A 19,362-nucleotide genomic window follows, 5' to 3' on the forward strand; every position below is an offset into this window, starting at 1 on the left:
GTGCGGGGGCAAGAGGGCCCGGCATCTTTCTATGTTCTTTCTGTCCACAGGGGTTTCGTGGAGATCCCACGCGCCTTAACCGGTTACAGCCGCCCGCCCAGTGAGGAGGGTGGGAAAGTCCAAGAGCGGAGGGCCTTCTGGGTGTTGACGGCGACAGTAAGCGATTACTACGTTGCGGCCCCATGGCTGAGAACAGGACCCGAACCGTACGTGATCGCAGTACCCGGACCGTCCGTGCTCGCAGTACCACCCGCACCCTCCGCGCCGCGACGGCGACGGCGGCCGCGGCCGCCACCCTCGCGCTCGCCCTCCCCGCCCACGCGGCGCCCCTCGACCCGACCCCGGGCGCGGACGGCGTCGGCGACCCGCTCTTCCCGACGCTCGGGAACGGCGGCTACGACGTCCGCCACTACGACCTCTCCTTCGATTTCACGCCGGTGACGTACGACTTCACCGGCACCATGAGGATCAAGGCGAGAGCCACCCAGGACCTGTCGTCCTTCAACCTGGACGTCGACTCACTGGCCATCGACGCCATCAAGGTCAACGGCAAGAAGGCCGCATGGGCGATCGGCCCCGGCAAGACCGGCCAGGAGCTCACCGTCACCCCTGCGGGCGGCCTGCGCGACCACCGGGCCTTCGACGTCGAACTGACCTACCACGGCAACGGCAAGACCAAGCCGATCGGCCAGCCGGGCTGGCGGTACATGTCCGACGGCGGTTTCGCCTCCGCCGCCCAGGCCTCCCGCGCCGACACCTTCGCGCCGGTCAACGACCACCCCTCCGACAAGGCCACCTGGTCCTTCCACCTCACCGCCCCGGACGGCTGGACGCCAGGAGCCAACGGAAACCTGACGGGCACCCGCGACGCGGGGCAGAAGAAGACCTGGGACTTCTCCCTCAAGTCCCCCATGGCGCCCGAGCTGTTGGGGATCTCCGTCAACAAGCAGACCTACGTCCACGGCCGCGGCCCGCGCGGAGTGAAGCTGCGCCACCTTCTCCCCGAGGACCAACTGGCGAAGTACCGGCCCATCGCCGAGGAGACCGGCGGGCAGCTCGCCTGGCTGGAGAGGACTCTCGGCGTGCGCTACCCGTTCGACACGTACGGCGTGCAGATCGTGCGGGACGGCTACAGCGACGCGTTGGAGAACCAAACCCTCTCGCTCTTCGGGCCGTCGTGGTTCGACCGGCCCACCTACTCGACCACCATGGTCCACGAGCTGACCCACCAGTGGTTCGGCGACTCCGTCACCCCCGCCACCTGGCAGGACGCCTGGCTGAACGAAGGACCTGCCGTCTACTACGCGGCCGTGTGGGCGGACCAGAAGGGCTTCCAGCCCATCGAGGAGAAGATGAAGACCGCGTACGCCAAGCTCGACGCGGTCCGCAAGACCGACGGCCCGCCCGGAAAGCCCACCGGGCTCGGCGGCTTCAACATCTACGACGGAGCCGCGGTCTCCCTCTACGCCCTCGACCAGCAGATCGGCCACGAGCGGTTCGAGGCCGTCATGAAGGCGTGGCTGACCGAGCACCGGCACGGCAACGCCTCCACCCAGGACTTCATCGACAACGCCGTCGAGGTCACCGGCGACGACTCGGTCGGCACGTTCCTGCACCACTGGCTGTTCGACCTCGACAACCCGCCCATGCCGGGGCACCCGGACTGGGGTGTCGCGAAGTGAGAAGCGTGAGAAGCCCCCGCATCGCCGGGATCACCATGGCCCTCGCCGCCGCCGGGGCCGCCATCGCCCCGCAGAGCACGGCCCAGGCCGCCCCCGGCCCCAAGATCCTCCACGTGTCCCCGAACGGCTCCGGAGAGTCCTGCACCGCCGCCCGCCCCTGCTCCCCGCAGGCCGCGCGCGACGCCGCCCGCACCGTCGGCGGACGGGACGTACGCATCGAACTCGCCCACGGCACCTACGAGATGCGCGAACCGCTGACGCTGGGCGCGGCCGACTCCGGGCGCGACGGGCACACCGTCACCTGGACCGCCGCGCGCGGGGCCGAGCCCGTGTTCTCCGGCGGCCGGGCGCTCAAGGGATGGTCCGAAGCCACCGACGGCACCTGGACCGCCCGTGTCCCCGAAGGGATCACCCCGCGCCAGCTGTTCGTGGACGGCGAGCGGGCGCTGCGCGCGCGGGGGAAGGCCTGCGCGGCGAGCACCTGTGACGCCACGAAGACCGGCATGACGGGCGCCACCGCGACCGGCATCGCGAACTGGAAGCGGCCCACCGGCGCGGAAGCCGTCATCAAGATCCGCTGGCGCGACTACCACTGCCGGATCGCGGGCGTCGAAGGGGACGACCTCACCTTCGCGCAGCCCTGTTGGACCAACTCCGCGAGCGGCACGAACCGTACGGGACCCGCCTGGGACTCCACCACCGTCGACTCGTCGCGCTACTCCGGAGTGGCCTTCTTCGAGAACGCCCGCGAACTCCTCGACAAGCCGGGCGAGTTCGTCTGGGACGCCGAGGACCGCACTGTCACCTACCTCCCGCGCAAGGGTGAGGACATGCGCCACGCGCGCGTGCTCACCCCGGTGACCGAGCGGCTCATGGTCGTCGACGGCGCCCACGACCTGCGCGTGCAGGGCATCGGCTTCGCGTACGCGGCGTACGGCCAACCTTCCACCGACGAGGGCTACGCGGGCACCCAGGCCGGTCTCACCCTCACCGGAGCGAGTGGCCCGGTCGATCACGCGGGCCGCCACTACACCAAGCCGAGCGCGGCCCTGACGGTGCGCGGCGGCCGTCATGTGGCCGTCAGCGGCGCCGAGTTCACGCATCTGGGCGGCGCCGGAGTCGTCCTCGAAGCCGGCACCAAGGACACGTCCGTCACGCGCTCGCGCTTCACGGACCTGTCGTCCGGGGCCGTGTACGTCGGCGACACCGAGCCGAAGCCGGACGCGGAACTGGCGGGTGAGCGGAACACCGTCGCGTACAACACGATCCGCAGCACCGGCGTCGAGTACACCGACGCGGTGGGCATCTGGGCCGGGTACGAGGCCGAGCTGAGCGTCGACCACAACACCCTCGACGAGCTGCCCTACTCGGGGATCTCCGTCGGCTGGGGCTGGAACCAGCCCGAGGCCCAGAAGTCCGTGCTCCGGGACAACCGGATCACCGGCAACAGGATCACGGACGTGATGCGCGTCGAGAACGCCCAGCACGACGGCGGCGCCGTCTACACCCAGGGCGCCCAGCCCGGCACGGTCGTCTCCGGCAACTACATCAACCGCTCCGCCTACGGGAACACCGAGCGCGACGGCAACGGCATCTACCTCGACGAGCAGTCCTCGTACATCCGCGTCGAGGGCAACGTCATCACCCGCATCGGCTACAAGTGGGTCTCCAACTGGGCCGATTACGGCATCCAGAACCACGCCACCGGCAACTGGACCGACACCGACGCACCCGCCCTCACGGGCACCGGATCGACGATGCGGGACAACCACACGGAGCTCGACCGGCTGCCTTCGGACGCGCTCGCCGTGGCGGCCCGCGCGGGCGCGCACCCAGCGGCGCCCGAGCAGCTCCGCCCGGACCTCGCCCGCGCGGGCACCGCGTCCCAGTCCTCCACGGACGGCGCGGCCGAGGCGGCGTACGCGACCGACGGCGACACCTCCACCGACACCCGCACGCTGTCCGAACCGGGCGCCTGGTGGCAGGTCGACCTCGGCGACGTGCGGCGCGTAGGCCAGGTCGAGGTCTGGAACGGCACCTCCATGGCCACGGCCGACTTCGACGTCCAGCTCGCGCGGCGCGCGGACTTCGCCGACGCGAGGACCCTGCACGTCACCGGGCGAGCGCTTCGGCCCACACTCCTCGACACGGACGCGGAAGCCAGATACATAAGGATCAAGCTCACCGGCACGGGACGCGTGGCGCTCGCCCACGTACTCGTGCACCCTGCACGTACATAGGCAACACCCGCACTCGCACAGGTATTTGTACGGAAAGGCACACCATGACCGACCTCCGTCTCGGCGTCCTCGGCTACGGCTTGCGCGGTTCGCTCGCCCGCACCGCCCACCGGCCCGGCGCGGGCTCCCGCGTCACCGCGCTCGCCGACCACGACGTGACCGCGCGGACGGAGGCGGCCGTGGCCTTCCCCGGAGCCCTGATATCCACCGACCACCGCAAGGTCGTCGAGGACCCGGACGTCGACGCCGTCGTGATCCTCACCCCCGACCACACCCACGCCCGGCTCGCCTGCGAGGCGCTGCGTGAGAACAAGCCCGTCTTCGTGGAGAAGCCGCTGGACATCGGCATCGAGGCCTGCGACGAGATCCTGCGGACCGCCTACGAGACGGGAACGCGTCTCTACGTAGGCCACAACATGCGCCACATGCCCGTGATCAGGCTGATGCGCGACATCATCCGGCGCGGCGACATCGGCGAGGTCAAGACGGTCTGGGTACGCCACTTCGTCGCCTACGGAGGCGACTGGTACTTCAAGGACTGGCACGCCGAACGGCAGCACACCACCGGCCTGCTGCTCCAGAAGGCCGCCCACGACATCGACGTCCTGCACTGGCTGGCCGGCGGCTACACCCGTCAGGTGCAGGCCCTGGGCGACCTCATGGTCTACGGGGACAACCCGCGCCGCGAGCCGGGCGAGCCGAAGACGGACGACTGGTACACCGCGGACGGCCACTGGCCGCCGCGCACCCAGCGCGACCTCAACCCCGTCATCGACGTGGAGGACGTCTCCCTGGTCAACATGCGCCTGGACAACGGGGTGTTGGCCTCCTACCAGCAGTGTCACTTCACCCCCGACTACTGGCGCAACTACACCGTGATCGGCGACGCGGGCCGCCTGGAGAACTTCGGCGACGGCCCCGGGGGAGTGGTGAAGGTCTGGAACGAGCGCCGCTCGGCCTACCGCCCCGAGGCCGACGCCGAGTACCCGGTGCCGGACGCCCAGGACGAGGGCGGGCACGGCGGCTCCGACCCGCTGCTCATCGAGGAGTTCGTCCGCTTCGTGCGCGAGGGCGGGCGCACCGACACGTCGCCGGTCGCGGCCAGGATGGCGGTGGCGGCGGGCGTGCGCGCGACCCAGTCGCTGCGGGACGGGGGCACGCCTCGGGAGGTGCCGGTCCTCGACCCGGAGCTCATCGCGTACTTCGAGCGGGGCCAGACCCGGGCCTGAAGGAGGGGCCTGAAGCCGGGCCTGAAGGAAAGCTGCGGCGGCGCTTAAGAAATCCTCGATGGACCCGGGCGCCGCCGTAAGGAAGATTCCTGTGTCGTCGGTGGAAGAAGCGACGTACGACAGGAGCCGTTGCGTTGAAGGCGCTGGTCAAGGAGAAGGCGGAGCCAGGGCTCCGGCTGATGGACGTACCCGAGCCGGTGATCGGCCACGGAGACGTCCTGATCAAGGTGCTCCGCACCGGGATCTGCGGCACCGATCTGCACATCCGGGCCTGGGACGGCTGGGCGCAGCAGGCCATCTCGGCGCCGCTGGTCGTCGGGCACGAGTTCGTCGGCGAGGTCGTCGAGACCGGGCGTGACGTCGCGGACATCAACATCGGCGACCGGGTCAGCGGCGAGGGCCACCTGGTCTGCGGCAAGTGCCGCAACTGCCAGGCCGGCCGCCGCCACCTGTGCCGCGCGACGGTGGGGCTCGGCGTCGGCAGGGACGGGGCGTTCGCGGAGTACGTCGCGCTGCCCGCCGCCAACGTGTGGGTGCACCGCGTCCCCGTGGACCTCGACGTGGCCGCGATCTTCGACCCGTTCGGCAACGCGGTGCACACCGCCCTGTCGTTCCCGCTGGTCGGCGAGGACGTGCTGATCACCGGGGCGGGGCCGATCGGCCTGATGGCCGCGGCCGTGGCCCGGCACGCGGGCGCCCGCAACGTCGTGATCACGGACGTCAGCGAGGAGCGCCTGGAGCTGGCCCGCAAGGTCGGCGCGAGCCTGGCCCTGAACGTCGCCGAGACCTCGATCGCCGAAGGACAGCGCGAGCTGGGCCTGCGCGAGGGCTTCGACGTCGGCCTGGAGATGTCCGGCAACCCCGTCGCGATGCGCGACATGCTCGCCAACATGACGCACGGCGGCAAGATCGCCATGCTCGGTCTGCCGGCCGAGGAATTCGCCGTCGACTGGTCCCGGATCGTCACCTCCATGATCACGATCAAGGGCATCTACGGCCGCGAGATGTTCGAGACCTGGTACTCCATGTCCGTGCTGCTCGAAGGCGGCCTCGACCTCGCCCCCGTGATCACCGGGCGCTACGGCCACCGTGACTTCGAGGCGGCCTTCGACGACGCGGCCAGCGGTCGCGGCGGCAAGGTCATCCTCGACTGGACCTCCTGAACCTCTCGGCCCTCCCATGGCTCCCACGGCTTAACTCCCAAAGGAATCAAGCATGTTCGACTCCGTACGCGACGACCTGCGCACCACCCTCGACGAGATCCGCGCCGCCGGCCTGCACAAGCCCGAGCGCGTCATCGGCACCCCGCAGTCCGCCACGGTCTCCGTCACCGCGGGGGGCCGCCCCGGCGAGGTGCTGAACTTCTGCGCGAACAACTACCTCGGCCTCGCCGACCACCCCGAGGTGGTCGCCGCCGCGCACGAGGCTCTGGACCGCTGGGGCTACGGCATGGCGTCCGTGCGCTTCATCTGCGGTACGCAGGAAGTGCACAAGGAGCTCGAGGGGCGCCTGTCCGCGTTCCTGGGCCAGGAGGACACGATCCTCTACTCGTCGTGCTTCGACGCCAACGGCGGCGTCTTCGAGACGCTGCTCGGCGCGGAGGACGCGGTCATCTCGGACGCGCTCAACCACGCCTCCATCATCGACGGCATCCGGCTGAGCAAGGCCCGCCGCTTCCGCTACGCCAACCGCGACATGGCGGACCTGGAGCAGCAGCTGAAGGAGGCCGCCGAGGGCGGCGCGCGCCGGAAGCTGATCGTCACCGACGGCGTCTTCTCCATGGACGGGTACGTCGCCCCGCTGCGGGAGATCTGCGACCTCGCCGACCGCTACGACGCGATGGTGATGGTCGACGACTCGCACGCCGTCGGCTTCGTCGGCCCCGGCGGTCGCGGCACCCCCGAGCTGCACGGCGTCATGGACCGCGTCGACATCATCACGGGCACGCTCGGCAAGGCGCTCGGCGGCGCCTCCGGCGGCTACGTCGCCGCCCGTGCGGAGATCGTCGCGCTGCTCCGCCAGCGCTCGCGCCCGTACCTCTTCTCGAACACGCTCGCCCCGGTGATCGCGGCGGCCTCCCTGAAGGTCCTGGACCTCCTGGAGTCGGCGGGCGACCTGCGCGAGCGGCTCGCGGCGAACACGGCGCTGTTCCGCTCGCGGATGACGCAGGAGGGCTTCGACATCCTGCCGGGCGACCACGCGATCGCCCCGGTGATGATCGGCGACGCCTCGGTCGCCGGACGGATGGCCGAGCTGCTCCTGGAGCGCGGTGTGTACGTGATCGGCTTCTCGTACCCGGTGGTGCCGCAGGGCGCGGCCCGTATCCGTGTCCAGCTGTCGGCCGCGCACTCCACGCAGGACGTGAACCGTGCGGTGGACGCCTTCGTGGCGGCGCGGGCGGAGCTGGACGCCGCGGGTGCCTGAACCGCTGGGTGAGGCCGCTGGTGTCGGTGAGGCCCGCGGTTTGGGACAATCGGCCTCATGATCGAAGCGCGGCGGCTGCACATCCTCCGTGCGGTGGCCGACCACCGCACGGTCACGGCCGCTGCCGCCGCGCTCTATCTCACGCCGTCGGCGGTCTCCCAGCAGCTGACCGCCCTGGAGCAGGAGACCGGTCACCGCCTGGTCGAGCGGGGTGCCCGCGGGGTCAGGCTGACCCCGGCGGGCGAGATCCTGCTCTCCCACACGAACGCGGTCCTCGCCCAGCTGGAGAGGGCCGAGGCGGAGCTCGCCGCGTACAGCTCCGGCGAGGCGGGGACGGTGACCGTGGCGTCCTTCGCCACGGGGATCGCCCTGGTGGTCGGCCCCGCCCTGGCCCGCCTCTCGTCCACGGCGCCCGGCATCCGGGTGCGGGTCCAGGACGCGGAGGGCGACGCGAGCCTGCCGATGGTGCTCGACCGGCAGGTGGACGTCGCGGTGGCCGTGGAGTACCGCGGCGCTCCGGGCGTGGACGACCCGCGGCTGACGCGGGTCCCGCTCTACGCGGAGCCGTTCGACGCGGTGCTGCCCAAGACGCATCGCCTCGCGGCGGCGGAGCGCGTGCCGCTCGCGGAGCTGGCCAAGGACGCGTGGATCGGCCCCTTCGCCGGGAACCCCTGCCACGACGTGGTGATACTCGCCTGCGAGGCGGCGGGCTTCCAGCCCCTGCTCGAACACTGGTCGGACGACTTCCGCGCGGTGGTCGCGCTGGCCTCGGCGGGCGCCGGCGTGGCGTTGGTACCGAGGTCGGCGCTGCGGGGCATGGACGTCTCGGGCGTGGTGATCCGCCCGGTGGAGGGCGTCGCCCCCACCCGCCGGGTCTTCGCGGCGGTGCGGTGCGGCGCGGAGGAGCACCCGCTGATCCGCCCGGTCCTCGACGCGCTGGGCGAGGCGGCGGAGTAGCGGCGGTGTCGCGGCCCGGTCCCGCCGGGGCGTGCCCGACGGGACCGGACAGGATGCGGACCGGATGCGGAGGGCGCGGGACGGCGGCTACATCCAGAGGCCGTCCAGGAACGGGTAGGCCTCGGTGAGCTTGGACGGGCCCTGGATGAGCTTGTCCTCGGTGACGACGACGAACTCGTCGCCCTTGGTGAGGAAGTAGTGCGCCGTGGACTCGGTCACGGCCGTGGCCGCGGCGTCCGGGCCGAAACCGAAGGCATCGGGTGCGGCCGTCAGCGAGAGCTGCTGGGACGAGCCGCGCGAGAGGGCCGTGGTGAAGCTGCCCTGCATGCCGAAGACCAGCAGCCTGCCGCCATCGGCGCCGAAGCCGGTGACGTCGCACAGCTCGCCGGCCCTTTCCAGAAGGTCGCGGGACAGGACGTCCTCCGCCTCATGGAGGGGGCCGTGGCTCTTGTCGGAGAACTCGACGGCCTGGCCCTGCGCGAAGCCCAGATAGGTGTGGCCGCTGCTCTTGGGGGCGGGCCCGACGGCGTCGAAGCCGTCGCTGAACGTCTTGGGCAGGTGCGGGAACTGGTCGGCGATCCTCCGGGGGCCCGACTCGATGCCGCGCCGCTTGGAGAAGCGGATGAACTCGTCCCCGCGGAAGCCGTCGAAGCGTACGTAGGGCGCGTCGCTGTCCGGGATCGCCTTGGCCGCCGACTCGAAGATCCCGCCGCCCGCGTCGAGCGCCTGCTTGGCCGCGCCGCCCAGGGAGCCGAGGACCGAGCCGAGGATGCCGCCGCCGGCGGAGACCACGGTGGCCGTCAGCGCGTCGAACGCCTTGGCCTGGCCGCGGCTCGGCACCCGCTCCAGGCGCCACAGCTGGGCGGGTCGCGGCCCCATGGTGGGCCTGCCCGCCTGCTCCAGGGCCGCGTCCGGCGCGACGCTGTCGTCGTGGACGGACAGCAGGTGGCCGCTGTTCACGTTGACCAGCGCGTACCCGTCGCCGACCACCTCCGGCCGCCACAGCTGTGACACCAGCAGGTCCTGCCGGGTCTCCGCCGGGCACTGCTGCACCGGCGAGCCCGCGCGGCCGCGGCCGGTCATGATGTCCATGCGCAGGGTGCTGTGCACGCTCTGCAGCGTCCAGGCGCCCTCCTTGGCGGCGGTGGGCCGCACATGCCACAACTGGCTGTACCGGGCGGTTCCCTGCGGGTGCAGCTCCTGCTGCACGATCGGGACGCTCTGCGCGGTCTTGGCCCCCTGCACTCCCGCGTACAGCCCGCTCGCCTCGTTCTTGAGCAGGTAGATCCCCTCGGACAACGCAGACATTGCCAACCTCCGTGGAAGACGGACAGTGATCCCCCGCGTGTGCGCCTCACAGAGTAGGAGCTGAGACCGGATACCGATACGGATGGATTTCGGCTGCTATTCACCCCTCAATTACCGGGACTTGGGGCGTTCTTCCGTGCGGGCGTCGACCCAGGTGGCATCAACTCTCCCCGTCGGCACACCCGTTGGGGGAACGCGTGGCGGGGCGGGACGCGCCTGGAGTGCGGGGGCCGGTTCTCACCCGTGACGCCGCCGCCTCGGACGCTGCCCGGGGTTCGGCCGGGCCAGGCTGCCGGAGACCGGCGCGGCGCCGAGGCCGCCGTCCCCCTCCTCGTGGCGCAGGACCCAGTCGTCGAGGTCGCGTGCCGCCTCCAGCGGGTTGCCGGCGGTGTAAGCCCGCCACCAGCCCGCATCGCCGGGATCGCCGGTGGCGGAAATCCCCTCGGGGGAGCGCAGTTCCTCCCGGAAGCAGGACTCGGCCGCGGCGAACCGCGCCCGCGCGGTCCGTGCGTCCACGCCCAGGACGTCGCCGATCAGTTGCCACCCGGCGCCGCCGAGCCGCTCGGCCACGGCCGCGGCCTCGAAGAACCGGTGCGCGGCCCTGAGGACGTGGACGGCGTCGGCCAGTACGGAGCCGGGGGAGCGGGCGCTGCCGTCGGGACGCAGCTCGTGCTCGCCGATCGGTACGGCGGCACGCGCGAGGTCTGACAGGGCGTACGCCTCGTAGGCCATCGCGAGACGGGCTCGGGCCGCGTCGGTGCAGGGCTCCGTGGGCGGCTCCGCGTACGACGGGGCGGCGGGGCGGGGGTCGTCATCGCTGTCGCTCATGCCGGTCGGCCTCAACCGCGTACGAAGTAGAGGACGGTCATGGTCACGGCGGTGGTGAGGATGATGCCGCGCAGCAGCCGGTCGGAGAGGCGGCGTGCGAAGTGGGCGCCGGTGAAGCCGCCTGCCAGCGCGCCGACGAACATGGGGGCCAGGACGAGCGGGGTGCTCAGCGCGTCCGATGCGCCGAGGAGCAGTGCGGCGGCGCTGAGGTTGATGGCCGCGATCTGGGTGACCCGCATCGGATTGCTGACCGCGGTGTCGAGACCGAGGCCGATGCCCCACAGGGCGAACATCATGATGCCTACGGCTCCGCCGAAGTATCCGCCGTACAGCGCGAGGAGGAACTGGCCCACCAGGACGGCGCGAGGGCTCATGCTGAGCTGGTGGCCGAGCGCGTCGCTCACCGCGCTGGAGAGGCGGCGGCCGAAGGCGAGGACCACCGTGGCGAAGGCCAGCAGCCAGGGCACCGCGGCGTCGAACGACGCCGCGGGCAGCGTGAGCAGCAGGAGTGCGCCGAGTCCGCCGCCGACCACGCTGACCACCGTCAGCGCTCGCGTGGACGTCGCCCCGACCGGGGCGAGTTCGCGCCGGTAGACCCATCCGCTGGCCACGGCTCCCGGTACGAGGGCGATGGTCGAGGACGCGTTCGCCGTCACGGGGGAGAGGCCGACGGCGACCAGGGCGGGCAGCGCCACGAACGTGCCTCCGCCGCCGACGGAGTTCAGCGCTCCGGCGGCGACGCCTGCCAGCAGGACGAGCAGTAGTTCGGACACCCGCCGAGCATCGCCCTGTGACGGGCGGGTCCACAATGCGTTATCGGTGTACCCAGCCTAAGGCTGTGCCATAGGCTCACGAGGTGCGCTATGACCTGGACGATCTGCGGCTCTTCCTCGACACCGTGACGGAGGGGTCGATCACGGCGGGCGCCCGCCGCATGCATCTGAGCCTGCCGTCGGCCAGCGCCAGGGTCCGCTCCCTCGAACAACAGGCCGGTGTACCCCTGCTGATCCGCGGCCGTCGGGGCGTGCGCCCCACCCCGGCGGGGACGACCCTGGCCCGGCACGCGCGCGAGGTCCTCGCCCAGACCGTGCGGCTCGAAAGCGCGGTCGCGAGCTATACGAGATCCCCGACCGCGCCCCTGACCCTGCTGGGCGGCGGCTCGGCCGTGCACCGGCTCGTCCCGCAGGCCCTGGTCACCTTCCTCCGCGCCCACCCGGACATCGACGTCCGCGTCTTTGAGAACCGCACCCCGCAGATCGTGCGGATGCTGGCCGACGGCGATGCGGACCTGGGCGTCGTCCTCGACGACGAGGCCCGCGACTGCGGTCTTGCCATGGAACCCCTCGGCGACGATTCCCTCGTGGTGGTCGGCCAGCCCGGCGGAATCCTCGCGGGCCGTACGTCGATGACGTACAGCGAGGCCGCCGAGCACCCGCTGGTGGGGCTCGACGCCGATGCCTCGTTGCGCCGCTGGATCGAGAGACACGTGGGCCCCCACGCACCGGTCGTCCGCTACCGCACCACGGTCGCCAACCTCAACGTCCTGGTCGCCCTGGCCGCCGCGGGCGTCGGCCTCGCGATCGTCCCGCGCCGGGTGATCGACCCCACCCAGCCCCTGGAGGTATGCGCCCTCCAGGACCCCTGGGCCCGCCGCCACCACCTGCTGGCCTGGGCCACCAAAACGGGCCCCGCCTCCCCCTCGGCCCAGGCCCTGGCCGACCACCTGCGCAGGGCGTCGACTTCCGAGCCGATGCTGCCGGGCCACCGGGTGGCGTGATGGACCCCATGGCTGTGGGGGCGCCCGCCCTCCAGGCCCCTCACGTCCAGGCGCTCAGGCCGTGGGCCGCCCCGTGCTGGCCCGCAGCACCACCTCGCCCCGCACCCGCTCCACCCGTGACCGCGCGCCCCGCTCGCGCAGGGCGAGGGCGAGGACGTCGCGCCCCATCCGCGTCAGCGGCAGCGCCACCGTGGTCAGCGGTGGGGTCAGTTCCCCGATCAGGGGGATGTCGTCGAAGCCCGCGAGCGACACGTCGTCCGGCACCCGGAGCCCCCGTTCCCGCAGCGCTCCCAGCGCCCCCACGGCCATCACGTCGGTCACCGCGAAGACGCAGGTGGGCCGCTGCCCCCGGCGCAGCAGTTCCACCGCCGCCGCATGGCCCCCGTCACGCGTGAAGGCACCCTCCACGATCCGCTCCGGGGGAAGGGCGACCCCCGCCTCGGCAAGGACCGCGCGGAACCCGGCCAGGCGGTCGGCGACCGTGGTGAGCCGTTCGGGGCCGGTGAGGACGGCGAACTCCCGGTGGCCCAGGCCCATGAGCGCCCGCGCCAGCGCGCCGGCCCCCGCCCGGTTCTCGGGCTGCACCGTGTCCACGCGCAGGCTGCGGTGCCGGCTGACCACGGCGACACGGCCCCCGTCACGCATGTAGGGGACGAGCTCGGCCTCCAACGACCTCTCCCACGCGGGGTCCTGGAAGCCCGAGCCGATGAGCAGGATCGCGCGGGCGCGCTGCGCCCGCAGCATCGAGACGTACGCGATCTCCCGTGCCGGGGCGCGGAAGGTGCTGGCGAGCATGACGAGGAGGTCCAGTTCGGCCGCCGCCGCCATCACTCCGCTCGCGATCGCCGCGAAGTAGGGGTCGCCGACGTCGTGGCAGATGACGCCGATGGTGTTGTTCGACGAGCTGGCGAGCGCCTGCGCATGGGCGTTGGGGATGTACCCCAGCTCATCCGCCGCTTCGAGCACCCGCAGCCGCAGGTCCTCGCGGACGCGCGTCGTACCGTTCAGGGCCCGCGACGCGGTGGCCGGGGACACCCCGGCGGCACGGGCCACGGCATGCAGGGTCACATGAACCCCACGCTCACGCCCGCGCCCGGGGGCGGGCGGGGGGTGCTGTTCGCGTCTACGCCCGAGGCCGGGTGGGGGTTGCTGTTCGCGTCTACGCCCGAGGCCGGGCGGGGGTTGCTGTTTGCGGGTCGGCCTCGATCGGGGGTGTTCTTCGCGTTGGCGTCCGGCGTCGGGTTCGTCCTCGCGTCCACGCCCGAGGCCGGGCGGGGGTTGCTGTTTGCGGGTCGGCCTTGGTCCGGGTTGCTCTTCGCGTTGGCGCCCAGCGCCGGGTTCGTCCTCGCGTCCACGCCCGAGGCCGGGCGGGGGTTGCTGTTTGCGGGTCGGCCTCGATCCGGGTTGCTCTTCGCGTCGGCGCCCAGCGCCGGGTTCGTCCTCACGTCCGCGTCCACGCCCGCGCCCGGTCGTAGGCTGCTGTTCGCTGGCTGGCCCCGATCCGGGGTCCCCGTCGCGTCCGAGCCCAGCCCCAGGCTCTGCCCCGCGCCCCCGCCCGCGACCGCGTGAGGGCGTGGCTTGCTGCTTGCGCCCCCGTCCGCGTGGCGCGTCCCGCTGGGCGCGTTCGAGATCAGCCTCGGGCTGCCGCTCGCCGGTTCGCCCCGATCCGGGTTGCTCCTCACGGGCCGGCCCGTCTCCGGGTTCCTTCCCACGGCGGCGGGACCGCCCCGCCCCGGGCTCCCCCTCGCCCTCCGGCGCCCGCCCCGCACCCGCTCCCTGCTCGCGCCCTAGCGCCCGCACCGCGCCCCCTTCGTCTCGCGCCGCGAAACTTCGAGCCGACCTATTGACCCTGCGGTCAGCCAGTCATTAGCGTGGCGGACACCTTACCAGAAAGCGCTTTCTGAAAGCGGTTTCCGCACCTTCTCGCACCTTCCCGCACCGTCCCGGACATCTCCGCACCTCTCCGCGCCACCCGCACGCCCCTCCGCAACTGACTCCGAAGTTCGCTGAATGCCAGGGGAGTTCACCGTGAGCCAGAGCGCACTGCAGGCAACTGCCGTCAAAACGGCGGGCGTTGTCGACCGAAGCCGCCCGACTCTGCGGCAACGTACCGCCGACGCGGCCGAGAAGAGCTGGCGGCCGCTCGTGCTGCTGCTCGTCTGCTTCGGGGCCTGGTGGCTCATCGCCGCCACCGAGATGGTCGAGGCGTATCTCGTGCCCTCGCCCGGCGCGACCCTCGACGTGATCCTCGACAAGCCCGACTACCTGTGGCAGCACAGCTGGGTCACCACCTACGAGACCCTGCTCGGCTTCGTCATCGCCGTGGCCGTCGGCATCCTCGCCGCGGTCCTCATGGTCTACTCGACGACCGTCGAGAAGACGCTCTACCCGATCCTCCTCTTCGCCCAAGTCGTGCCGAAGATCGCCATCGCCCCGCTGTTCGTCGTCTGGCTCGGCTTCGGCATCGCCCCGAAGATCCTCATCGCCGTTCTCATCGCCTTCTTCCCCGTCGTCATCTCGATGGTGACCGGCCTCAAAGCCGTCGACCCGGAGATGCTCCAGCTCTCCGCCACCATGGGCGCGCGGCCCTGGCAGACCTTCCTCAAGATCCGCTTCCCGGCGTCGCTGCCGCACCTGTTCTCCGGCCTGAAGGTGGCCGTCACCCTCGCCGTCACCGGCGCGGTCGTGGGCGAGTTCGTCGGCGCGAACGAAGGCCTCGGATACGTGATCCTCCAGGCCAACGGAAACCTCGACACCCCGATGCTCTTCGCGGGGCTGCTCGTCATGTCGCTGATCGGCGTCGTCCTCTTCGTGCTCGTCGAGATCGCCGAGAAGCTGCTCCTGCCGTGGCACGCGAGCCGCAGGGACGTGGCCGCCACCACGTCGTACTGACGCCGCCACGCGCTCTGCCACGCCACGCCCCGCCCCCAGCCGTGTCCCCATATCCCCATGTCCGTCGTACGCGAGAAGGGCCGCCCCATGCACGCGCGCAGACTGCTCACCGGCCTCGTCCCCCTGACCCTCGTCGCGGTGACCGCGACGGCCTGCGGCGGCGATGACGACAAGACGAGCACCAGCGACTCCGGCAAGAAGCTGGACAAGGTGACGCTGACGCTCAACTGGTACCCGTACGGCGAACACGCGCCGTTCTACTACGGCAAGCAGCAGAAGATCTTCGAGAAGCACGGCATCGACCTGGACATCAGGGCGGGCCAGGGCTCGCAGAAGACCGTGCAGGCCACCGGCGCCGGGCAGACCGACTTCGGCTGGGCGGACACCCCGGCGGTGCTCGCGGGCGTCGACCAGGGCGTCAAGGTGAAGAGCCTCGGGGTCTTCCTCCAGACGACGCCGGCGTCCGTGCAGTACTTCGAGGCGCAGGGCATCAAGTCGCCCGCCGACCTCAAGGGCAAGACGATCGCGGGCACGGCGGGCGACGCGCTCACCAAGACCTTCCCGATCTTCCTGGCGAAGAACGACATGGAACTCTCCGACGTCAAGGTCCAGAACACGGACCCGGCGGGCAAGATCGCCGCGGTGATCTCCGGCAAGACGGACGCACTGCTCGGGTACGCGAGCGACCAGGGCCCCACCATGCAGAACAAGGCCAAGAAGGGCGTCTCGTATCTGCGCTTCTCCGAGAACGGCCTCAACTTCTACTCCAACGGCCTCATCGCCGGGCCCAAGACCCTCCAGGGCAGGGGCGACCTGGCCAAACGCATGACCGCCGCCGTGAGCGAGTCGTGGGCGGCCGCCGAGAAGAGCCCGGAGCCCGCGGTCGCCTCGATGGACGGCGCCTCCGAGCAACTGCCGCCCAAGGACGTCCTGTCCGAGCAGTTCAAGACGACGCTGACCCTCCTGCACACCGACGCGACACAGGGGAAGGCGCCGGGCGCCAACACCGAGGCGGACTGGCAGCAGACCATCGACGTCTTCTCGGAGGCGGGCCTGGTCAAGAAGGCCAAGCCCGTCGCCGACTACTGGGATTCGGCCCAGGGGATCAAGGGCTGAGGGGCGGCAGCGCGATGACGAAGGATGCGACTCTCAAGATGAGCGACCAGCCGCCCGTGCCGGCGCGGGAAGCGAGACCGTCCGCGGTGCGCCTCGGTGACGTCGCCGTCCGCTTCCGTACGAAGAAGAAGGACGTCACCGCCTTGCGGGACGTCACACTGAACGTCGGCGCCGGCGAGTTCGTGGCGATCGTCGGGCCTTCGGGCTGCGGCAAGTCCACCCTCCTGAAGCTGATCGCCGGACTGCTCGCGCCCTCGTCGGGCGACGTGCTGCTCGGCGGCGAGCAGGTGCGCGGGCCCCGGCGCGACATCGGTTACGTCTTCCAGCGGGCCGCGCTCCTGGACTGGCGCACGGCACGCCGCAACATCCTGCTCCAGGCGGAGATGCGCGGCATCCCCGGCGCCGAGGCACGCGCGCGTGCCGACGAACTGATCCGCATGACCGGACTCGACGGCTTCGAGGACGCCTATCCGCACGAGCTGTCCGGCGGCATGCAGCAGCGCGTCGCGCTCTGCCGCGCCCTCCTGCACAAGCCGCCCGTACTGCTCATGGACGAGCCCTTCGGAGCGCTCGACGCGCTCACGCGCGAGCAGATGAACGTCGAGCTGAACCGGATCTGGCGCGAGACCGGGACCACCGTGCTCCTGGTGACCCACTCGATCCCGGAGGCCGTCTACCTCGCGGACCGCGTGGTCGTGATGAGCCCGCGCCCCGGCACGGTGGAGGAGATCATCGACGTCGGTCTGCCCGCCGAGCGTTCGTACGCGACGACGCTGGCGACGGCCGAGTTCCGCGACGCCACCGGGCGCATCCGCGAGCTCCTCGGGGCGGTGTCGGCGCACGAGTGAGGCCTGAGTCACGGGCGTCGACGATTGCCGCCCGTCTCATATTCGGGATAGTGTCCCGAATGTGGAACATGATGGTGTCGACGAACGGCTCGCCGCCCGCCTGTCCGAGCTGCGCGCCGAACGCGGCTGGTCCCTGGGCGAGTTGGCGGACCGCAGCGGCGTGAGCCGCTCCACCCTCTCCCGTGCCGAACGCTCGGAGATCAGCCCCACCGCTTCCCTCCTGAACCGGCTCTGCGCCGTCTACGAACGCACCATGTCGCAGCTCCTGAGCGAGGTGGAGGCCGAGCCCGCGCAACTGGTGCGCGCGGCCGACCAGAGCGTGTGGACGGACAGCGCGTCCGGCTTCGTGCGGCGCTCGGTGTCGCCGCCCCACGCGGGGCTGCGCGGCGAACTCGTCGAGGGCCGCCTGGAACCGGGCGCGGACGTCGCGTACGACCGGCCTCCCGTGCCCGGCATCGAGCAGCACATCTGGGCGCTCGACGGGACGCTGGAGATCACCGTGCAGGGCGAGCCGCACTCCCTGGACGCCGGGGACTGCCTGCGCTTCCGGCTCTGGGGACCGACGCGCTTCCGGTGCGTGGGGGAGCATGCCGTGCGGTACGCCCTGGTGGTGGTCGCGCGATGAGGGCGGGACGGCCCACTGCGACGCCGACACGCCTGAACCCTGACCAACTCATCGATTTCGCCCACGACTTGGGCGCCCTGCTCGCCGACGTCGTGGACGGCGGTTCCTCACTCGGCTTCCTGGCGCCCCTCGACCGGGTGGCCGCAGCCGACTGGTGGCGGGGCCTGGCCCCGGCGGTGGCGGACGGACGGCTCGCCGTCTGGGCCGCGCGCGACGCCGAGCGGATCACCGGCACCGTCGGCGTCGGCTTCGTGGACAAGCCCAACGGCAGGCACCGCGCCGAGATCCTCAAGCTGATGGTGCACAGCTCCGCGCGCGGCCAGGGCCTCGCCCGCGCCCTCCTGGCCACGGCGGAACAGGCGGCGGCCGACGCTGGCGTGACCCTCCTGGTCCTGGACACCGAGACGGGCAGCCCCGCCGAGTCCCTCTACCGGTCCGGGGGTTGGACGGCCGCCGGAGTCATTCCGGACTACGCGGCCGATCCGGCCGGGGCGCTCCACCCGACGACCCTCTTCTTCAAGAAGGTGGGTGGTTCGGGCGCGCCCCAGCCGGACCCCTCACATCAGTACCGCAGCGCCGCCAGGTAGGCGTAGCTGTTGCGCGCCGTGGCGAACGGATCGGTGGGGCTGTCGTGCTCCACCAGCCACTGCTTGACGCCGCCTTCGCGCGCGTGGTCGAACATCGCGGCGAAGTCCAGCGTCCCCGAGCCGACGTCGGCGAAGCCGCCGTCCGGCGCCATGTCCTTCACATGGAGCGCGGGGAACCGCCGCCGATGCCGTACGAAGTACGTCGCCGGATCGGCGCCGCCCTTCGCCGCCCAGTAGACGTCCAGTTCGAAGCCGACCAGATGCGGGTCGGTCTCCTCGACGAGGATGTCGTACAGGCTCGTGCCGTCCACCACCACATGGTCCGTGCCGTGGTTGTGGAAGAGGACCGGGCCGAGGCCCGCGTCGCGCGACGCCTGACCGATGCGGTTGAACTGCCGTGCCGCCTCCCGGAATCCGTCCGGGGTGTGCAGCGCGCCGGGCAGACTCGGCACGACCGGCCACTTCGCGCCGAGGGTGTGCAGATCCTCCAGGGCCTGCGGCAGACCGCTGCCCTTGAGCGTGTCGTACGCGACGTGCTCCAGGACCGCCTTCAGGTCCACTGCGTCGAGCATCCGCCGGATGTCCGCCGCGCCGTTCCCGTGCCGCCCGCTGACACCCACGGTCGCGTAGCCGATGTCCGCGAGCTGCTCCAGGGTGCCCGCGAAGTCCTGCGCGAGGGCGGCGCGCATCGTGTAGAGGTGCATGCCGATCCCGCCGCGCGGGATGCGCCGGCACCCGGACGCCTCACCCGCGCGCGCGGGCAGTGCGGTGCCGAGCGCTGCCGCGAGCCCCATCGACGTACCGAGAAAGGCTCGTCTGGTTCCGTTCAGACCGGTTCTCCTGCCGGTT

Annotated in this window: 18 protein-coding genes; 13 read left to right on the forward strand and 5 right to left on the reverse strand. The window is 71.6% G+C overall.

Annotation, left to right across the window (positions count from 1 at the left end):
* The first annotated feature begins 182 nt into the window (after positions 1-182).
* From ACIGXX_RS08875 to ACIGXX_RS08900, 6 genes are all read left to right on the forward strand, one after another.
* Complete coding sequence (locus ACIGXX_RS08875) at positions 183-1,682, forward strand: M1 family metallopeptidase (RefSeq protein WP_399973988.1); 1,500 nt, start codon at positions 183-185, stop codon at positions 1,680-1,682.
* Positions 1,683-1,717: 35 nt separating this feature from the next.
* On the forward strand, positions 1,718-3,922 hold the full coding sequence (locus ACIGXX_RS08880; RefSeq protein WP_399974387.1) for a right-handed parallel beta-helix repeat-containing protein: 2,205 nt from the start codon (positions 1,718-1,720) through the stop codon (positions 3,920-3,922).
* Positions 3,923-3,966: 44 nt separating this feature from the next.
* On the forward strand, positions 3,967-5,151 hold the full coding sequence (locus tag ACIGXX_RS08885) for a Gfo/Idh/MocA family oxidoreductase (RefSeq protein ID WP_351161252.1): 1,185 nt from the start codon (positions 3,967-3,969) through the stop codon (positions 5,149-5,151).
* Between the two features lie 134 nt (positions 5,152-5,285).
* On the forward strand, positions 5,286-6,314 hold the full coding sequence (gene tdh / locus ACIGXX_RS08890; RefSeq protein WP_351161256.1) for an L-threonine 3-dehydrogenase: 1,029 nt from the start codon (positions 5,286-5,288) through the stop codon (positions 6,312-6,314).
* A gap of 52 nt (positions 6,315-6,366) precedes the next feature.
* Positions 6,367-7,575 carry a glycine C-acetyltransferase gene (locus ACIGXX_RS08895; RefSeq protein WP_351161259.1) on the forward strand — a complete coding sequence of 403 codons (1,209 nt, stop codon included), beginning with the start codon at positions 6,367-6,369 and terminating at the stop codon, positions 7,573-7,575.
* Between the two features lie 57 nt (positions 7,576-7,632).
* Positions 7,633-8,532 (forward strand): LysR family transcriptional regulator, encoded by a 900-nt coding sequence (locus ACIGXX_RS08900; RefSeq protein ID WP_351161262.1) that lies wholly within the window; start codon positions 7,633-7,635, stop codon positions 8,530-8,532.
* Positions 8,533-8,619: 87 nt separating this feature from the next.
* Here ACIGXX_RS08900 and ACIGXX_RS08905 read toward each other — a convergent pair whose 3' ends face one another.
* The 3 genes from ACIGXX_RS08905 to ACIGXX_RS08915 all read right to left on the reverse strand — a co-directional run bounded on the left by ACIGXX_RS08905 (position 8,620) and on the right by ACIGXX_RS08915 (position 11,441).
* Positions 8,620-9,840 (reverse strand): RICIN domain-containing protein, encoded by a 1,221-nt coding sequence (locus ACIGXX_RS08905; RefSeq protein WP_399973994.1) that lies wholly within the window; start codon positions 9,838-9,840, stop codon positions 8,620-8,622.
* Between the two features lie 237 nt (positions 9,841-10,077).
* On the reverse strand, positions 10,078-10,668 hold the full coding sequence (locus tag ACIGXX_RS08910) for a hypothetical protein (RefSeq protein ID WP_399973997.1): 591 nt from the start codon (positions 10,666-10,668) through the stop codon (positions 10,078-10,080).
* 11 nt (positions 10,669-10,679) lie between these two features.
* Positions 10,680-11,441 carry a sulfite exporter TauE/SafE family protein gene (locus tag ACIGXX_RS08915; protein WP_351161269.1) on the reverse strand — a complete coding sequence of 254 codons (762 nt, stop codon included), beginning with the start codon at positions 11,439-11,441 and terminating at the stop codon, positions 10,680-10,682.
* 83 nt (positions 11,442-11,524) lie between these two features.
* Between ACIGXX_RS08915 and ACIGXX_RS08920 the strand changes: the two genes are divergently transcribed.
* Positions 11,525-12,445, forward strand: coding sequence for a LysR family transcriptional regulator (locus ACIGXX_RS08920; protein WP_361461340.1), 921 nt, complete (start codon positions 11,525-11,527; stop codon positions 12,443-12,445).
* Positions 12,446-12,499: 54 nt separating this feature from the next.
* Here ACIGXX_RS08920 and ACIGXX_RS08925 read toward each other — a convergent pair whose 3' ends face one another.
* Entirely contained in the window at positions 12,500-13,513 is a 1,014-nt protein-coding gene (locus ACIGXX_RS08925) for a LacI family DNA-binding transcriptional regulator (protein WP_399974001.1), read from the reverse strand.
* Positions 13,514-14,023: 510 nt separating this feature from the next.
* On the opposite strand from ACIGXX_RS08925, the gene ACIGXX_RS08930 reads away from it, so the two are divergent.
* The 6 genes from ACIGXX_RS08930 to ACIGXX_RS08955 all read left to right on the forward strand — a co-directional run bounded on the left by ACIGXX_RS08930 (position 14,024) and on the right by ACIGXX_RS08955 (position 18,513).
* Positions 14,024-14,236: a hypothetical protein gene (locus tag ACIGXX_RS08930; protein ID WP_399974004.1), complete on the forward strand. Its 213-nt coding sequence runs from the start codon at positions 14,024-14,026 to the stop codon at positions 14,234-14,236.
* 219 nt (positions 14,237-14,455) lie between these two features.
* Positions 14,456-15,337: an ABC transporter permease gene (locus ACIGXX_RS08935; protein ID WP_361461332.1), complete on the forward strand. Its 882-nt coding sequence runs from the start codon at positions 14,456-14,458 to the stop codon at positions 15,335-15,337.
* 87 nt (positions 15,338-15,424) lie between these two features.
* The gene (locus ACIGXX_RS08940; protein ID WP_351161704.1) at positions 15,425-16,453 is read left to right on the forward strand and encodes an ABC transporter substrate-binding protein; all 1,029 of its coding nucleotides are present in this window, start codon (positions 15,425-15,427) and stop codon (positions 16,451-16,453) included.
* Between the two features lie 38 nt (positions 16,454-16,491).
* On the forward strand, positions 16,492-17,301 hold the full coding sequence (locus ACIGXX_RS08945; protein WP_366462846.1) for an ABC transporter ATP-binding protein: 810 nt from the start codon (positions 16,492-16,494) through the stop codon (positions 17,299-17,301).
* 61 nt (positions 17,302-17,362) lie between these two features.
* Positions 17,363-17,926, forward strand: coding sequence for an XRE family transcriptional regulator (locus ACIGXX_RS08950; RefSeq protein ID WP_366462845.1), 564 nt, complete (start codon positions 17,363-17,365; stop codon positions 17,924-17,926).
* Positions 17,923-18,513: a GNAT family N-acetyltransferase gene (locus tag ACIGXX_RS08955; protein ID WP_399974009.1), complete on the forward strand. Its 591-nt coding sequence runs from the start codon at positions 17,923-17,925 to the stop codon at positions 18,511-18,513. Before ACIGXX_RS08950 ends, ACIGXX_RS08955 begins: the two co-directional genes overlap by 4 nt.
* Here the strand turns inward: ACIGXX_RS08955 and ACIGXX_RS08960 are convergent.
* A complete protein-coding gene (locus tag ACIGXX_RS08960; protein WP_361461325.1) occupies positions 18,489-19,307 on the reverse strand; it encodes a sugar phosphate isomerase/epimerase in 819 nt (272 codons plus the stop codon). The genes ACIGXX_RS08955 and ACIGXX_RS08960 overlap by 25 nt on opposite strands.
* Positions 19,308-19,362: the final 55 nt, after the last annotated feature.

It is taken from the genome of Streptomyces sp. NPDC055243 (assembly GCF_044544025.1).
In the GTDB taxonomy this organism is placed as follows: domain Bacteria; phylum Actinomycetota; class Actinomycetes; order Streptomycetales; family Streptomycetaceae; genus Streptomyces.

Coding starts and splice junctions, on each gene's coding strand:
- ACIGXX_RS08875 (WP_399973988.1), top strand. CDS start 183: ATGGCTGAGAACAGGACCCGAACCGTACGTGATCGCAGTACCCGGACC.
- ACIGXX_RS08880 (WP_399974387.1), top strand. CDS start 1,718: ATGGCCCTCGCCGCCGCCGGGGCCGCCATCGCCCCGCAGAGCACGGCC.
- ACIGXX_RS08885 (WP_351161252.1), top strand. CDS start 3,967: ATGACCGACCTCCGTCTCGGCGTCCTCGGCTACGGCTTGCGCGGTTCG.
- ACIGXX_RS08895 (WP_351161259.1), top strand. CDS start 6,367: ATGTTCGACTCCGTACGCGACGACCTGCGCACCACCCTCGACGAGATC.
- ACIGXX_RS08900 (WP_351161262.1), top strand. CDS start 7,633: ATGATCGAAGCGCGGCGGCTGCACATCCTCCGTGCGGTGGCCGACCAC.
- ACIGXX_RS08905 (WP_399973994.1), bottom strand. CDS start 9,840: ATGTCTGCGTTGTCCGAGGGGATCTACCTGCTCAAGAACGAGGCGAGC.
- ACIGXX_RS08910 (WP_399973997.1), bottom strand. CDS start 10,668: ATGAGCGACAGCGATGACGACCCCCGCCCCGCCGCCCCGTCGTACGCG.
- ACIGXX_RS08935 (WP_361461332.1), top strand. CDS start 14,456: ATGCCAGGGGAGTTCACCGTGAGCCAGAGCGCACTGCAGGCAACTGCC.
- ACIGXX_RS08940 (WP_351161704.1), top strand. CDS start 15,425: ATGCACGCGCGCAGACTGCTCACCGGCCTCGTCCCCCTGACCCTCGTC.
- ACIGXX_RS08945 (WP_366462846.1), top strand. CDS start 16,492: ATGAGCGACCAGCCGCCCGTGCCGGCGCGGGAAGCGAGACCGTCCGCG.
- ACIGXX_RS08955 (WP_399974009.1), top strand. CDS start 17,923: ATGAGGGCGGGACGGCCCACTGCGACGCCGACACGCCTGAACCCTGAC.
- ACIGXX_RS08960 (WP_361461325.1), bottom strand. CDS start 19,307: ATGGGGCTCGCGGCAGCGCTCGGCACCGCACTGCCCGCGCGCGCGGGT.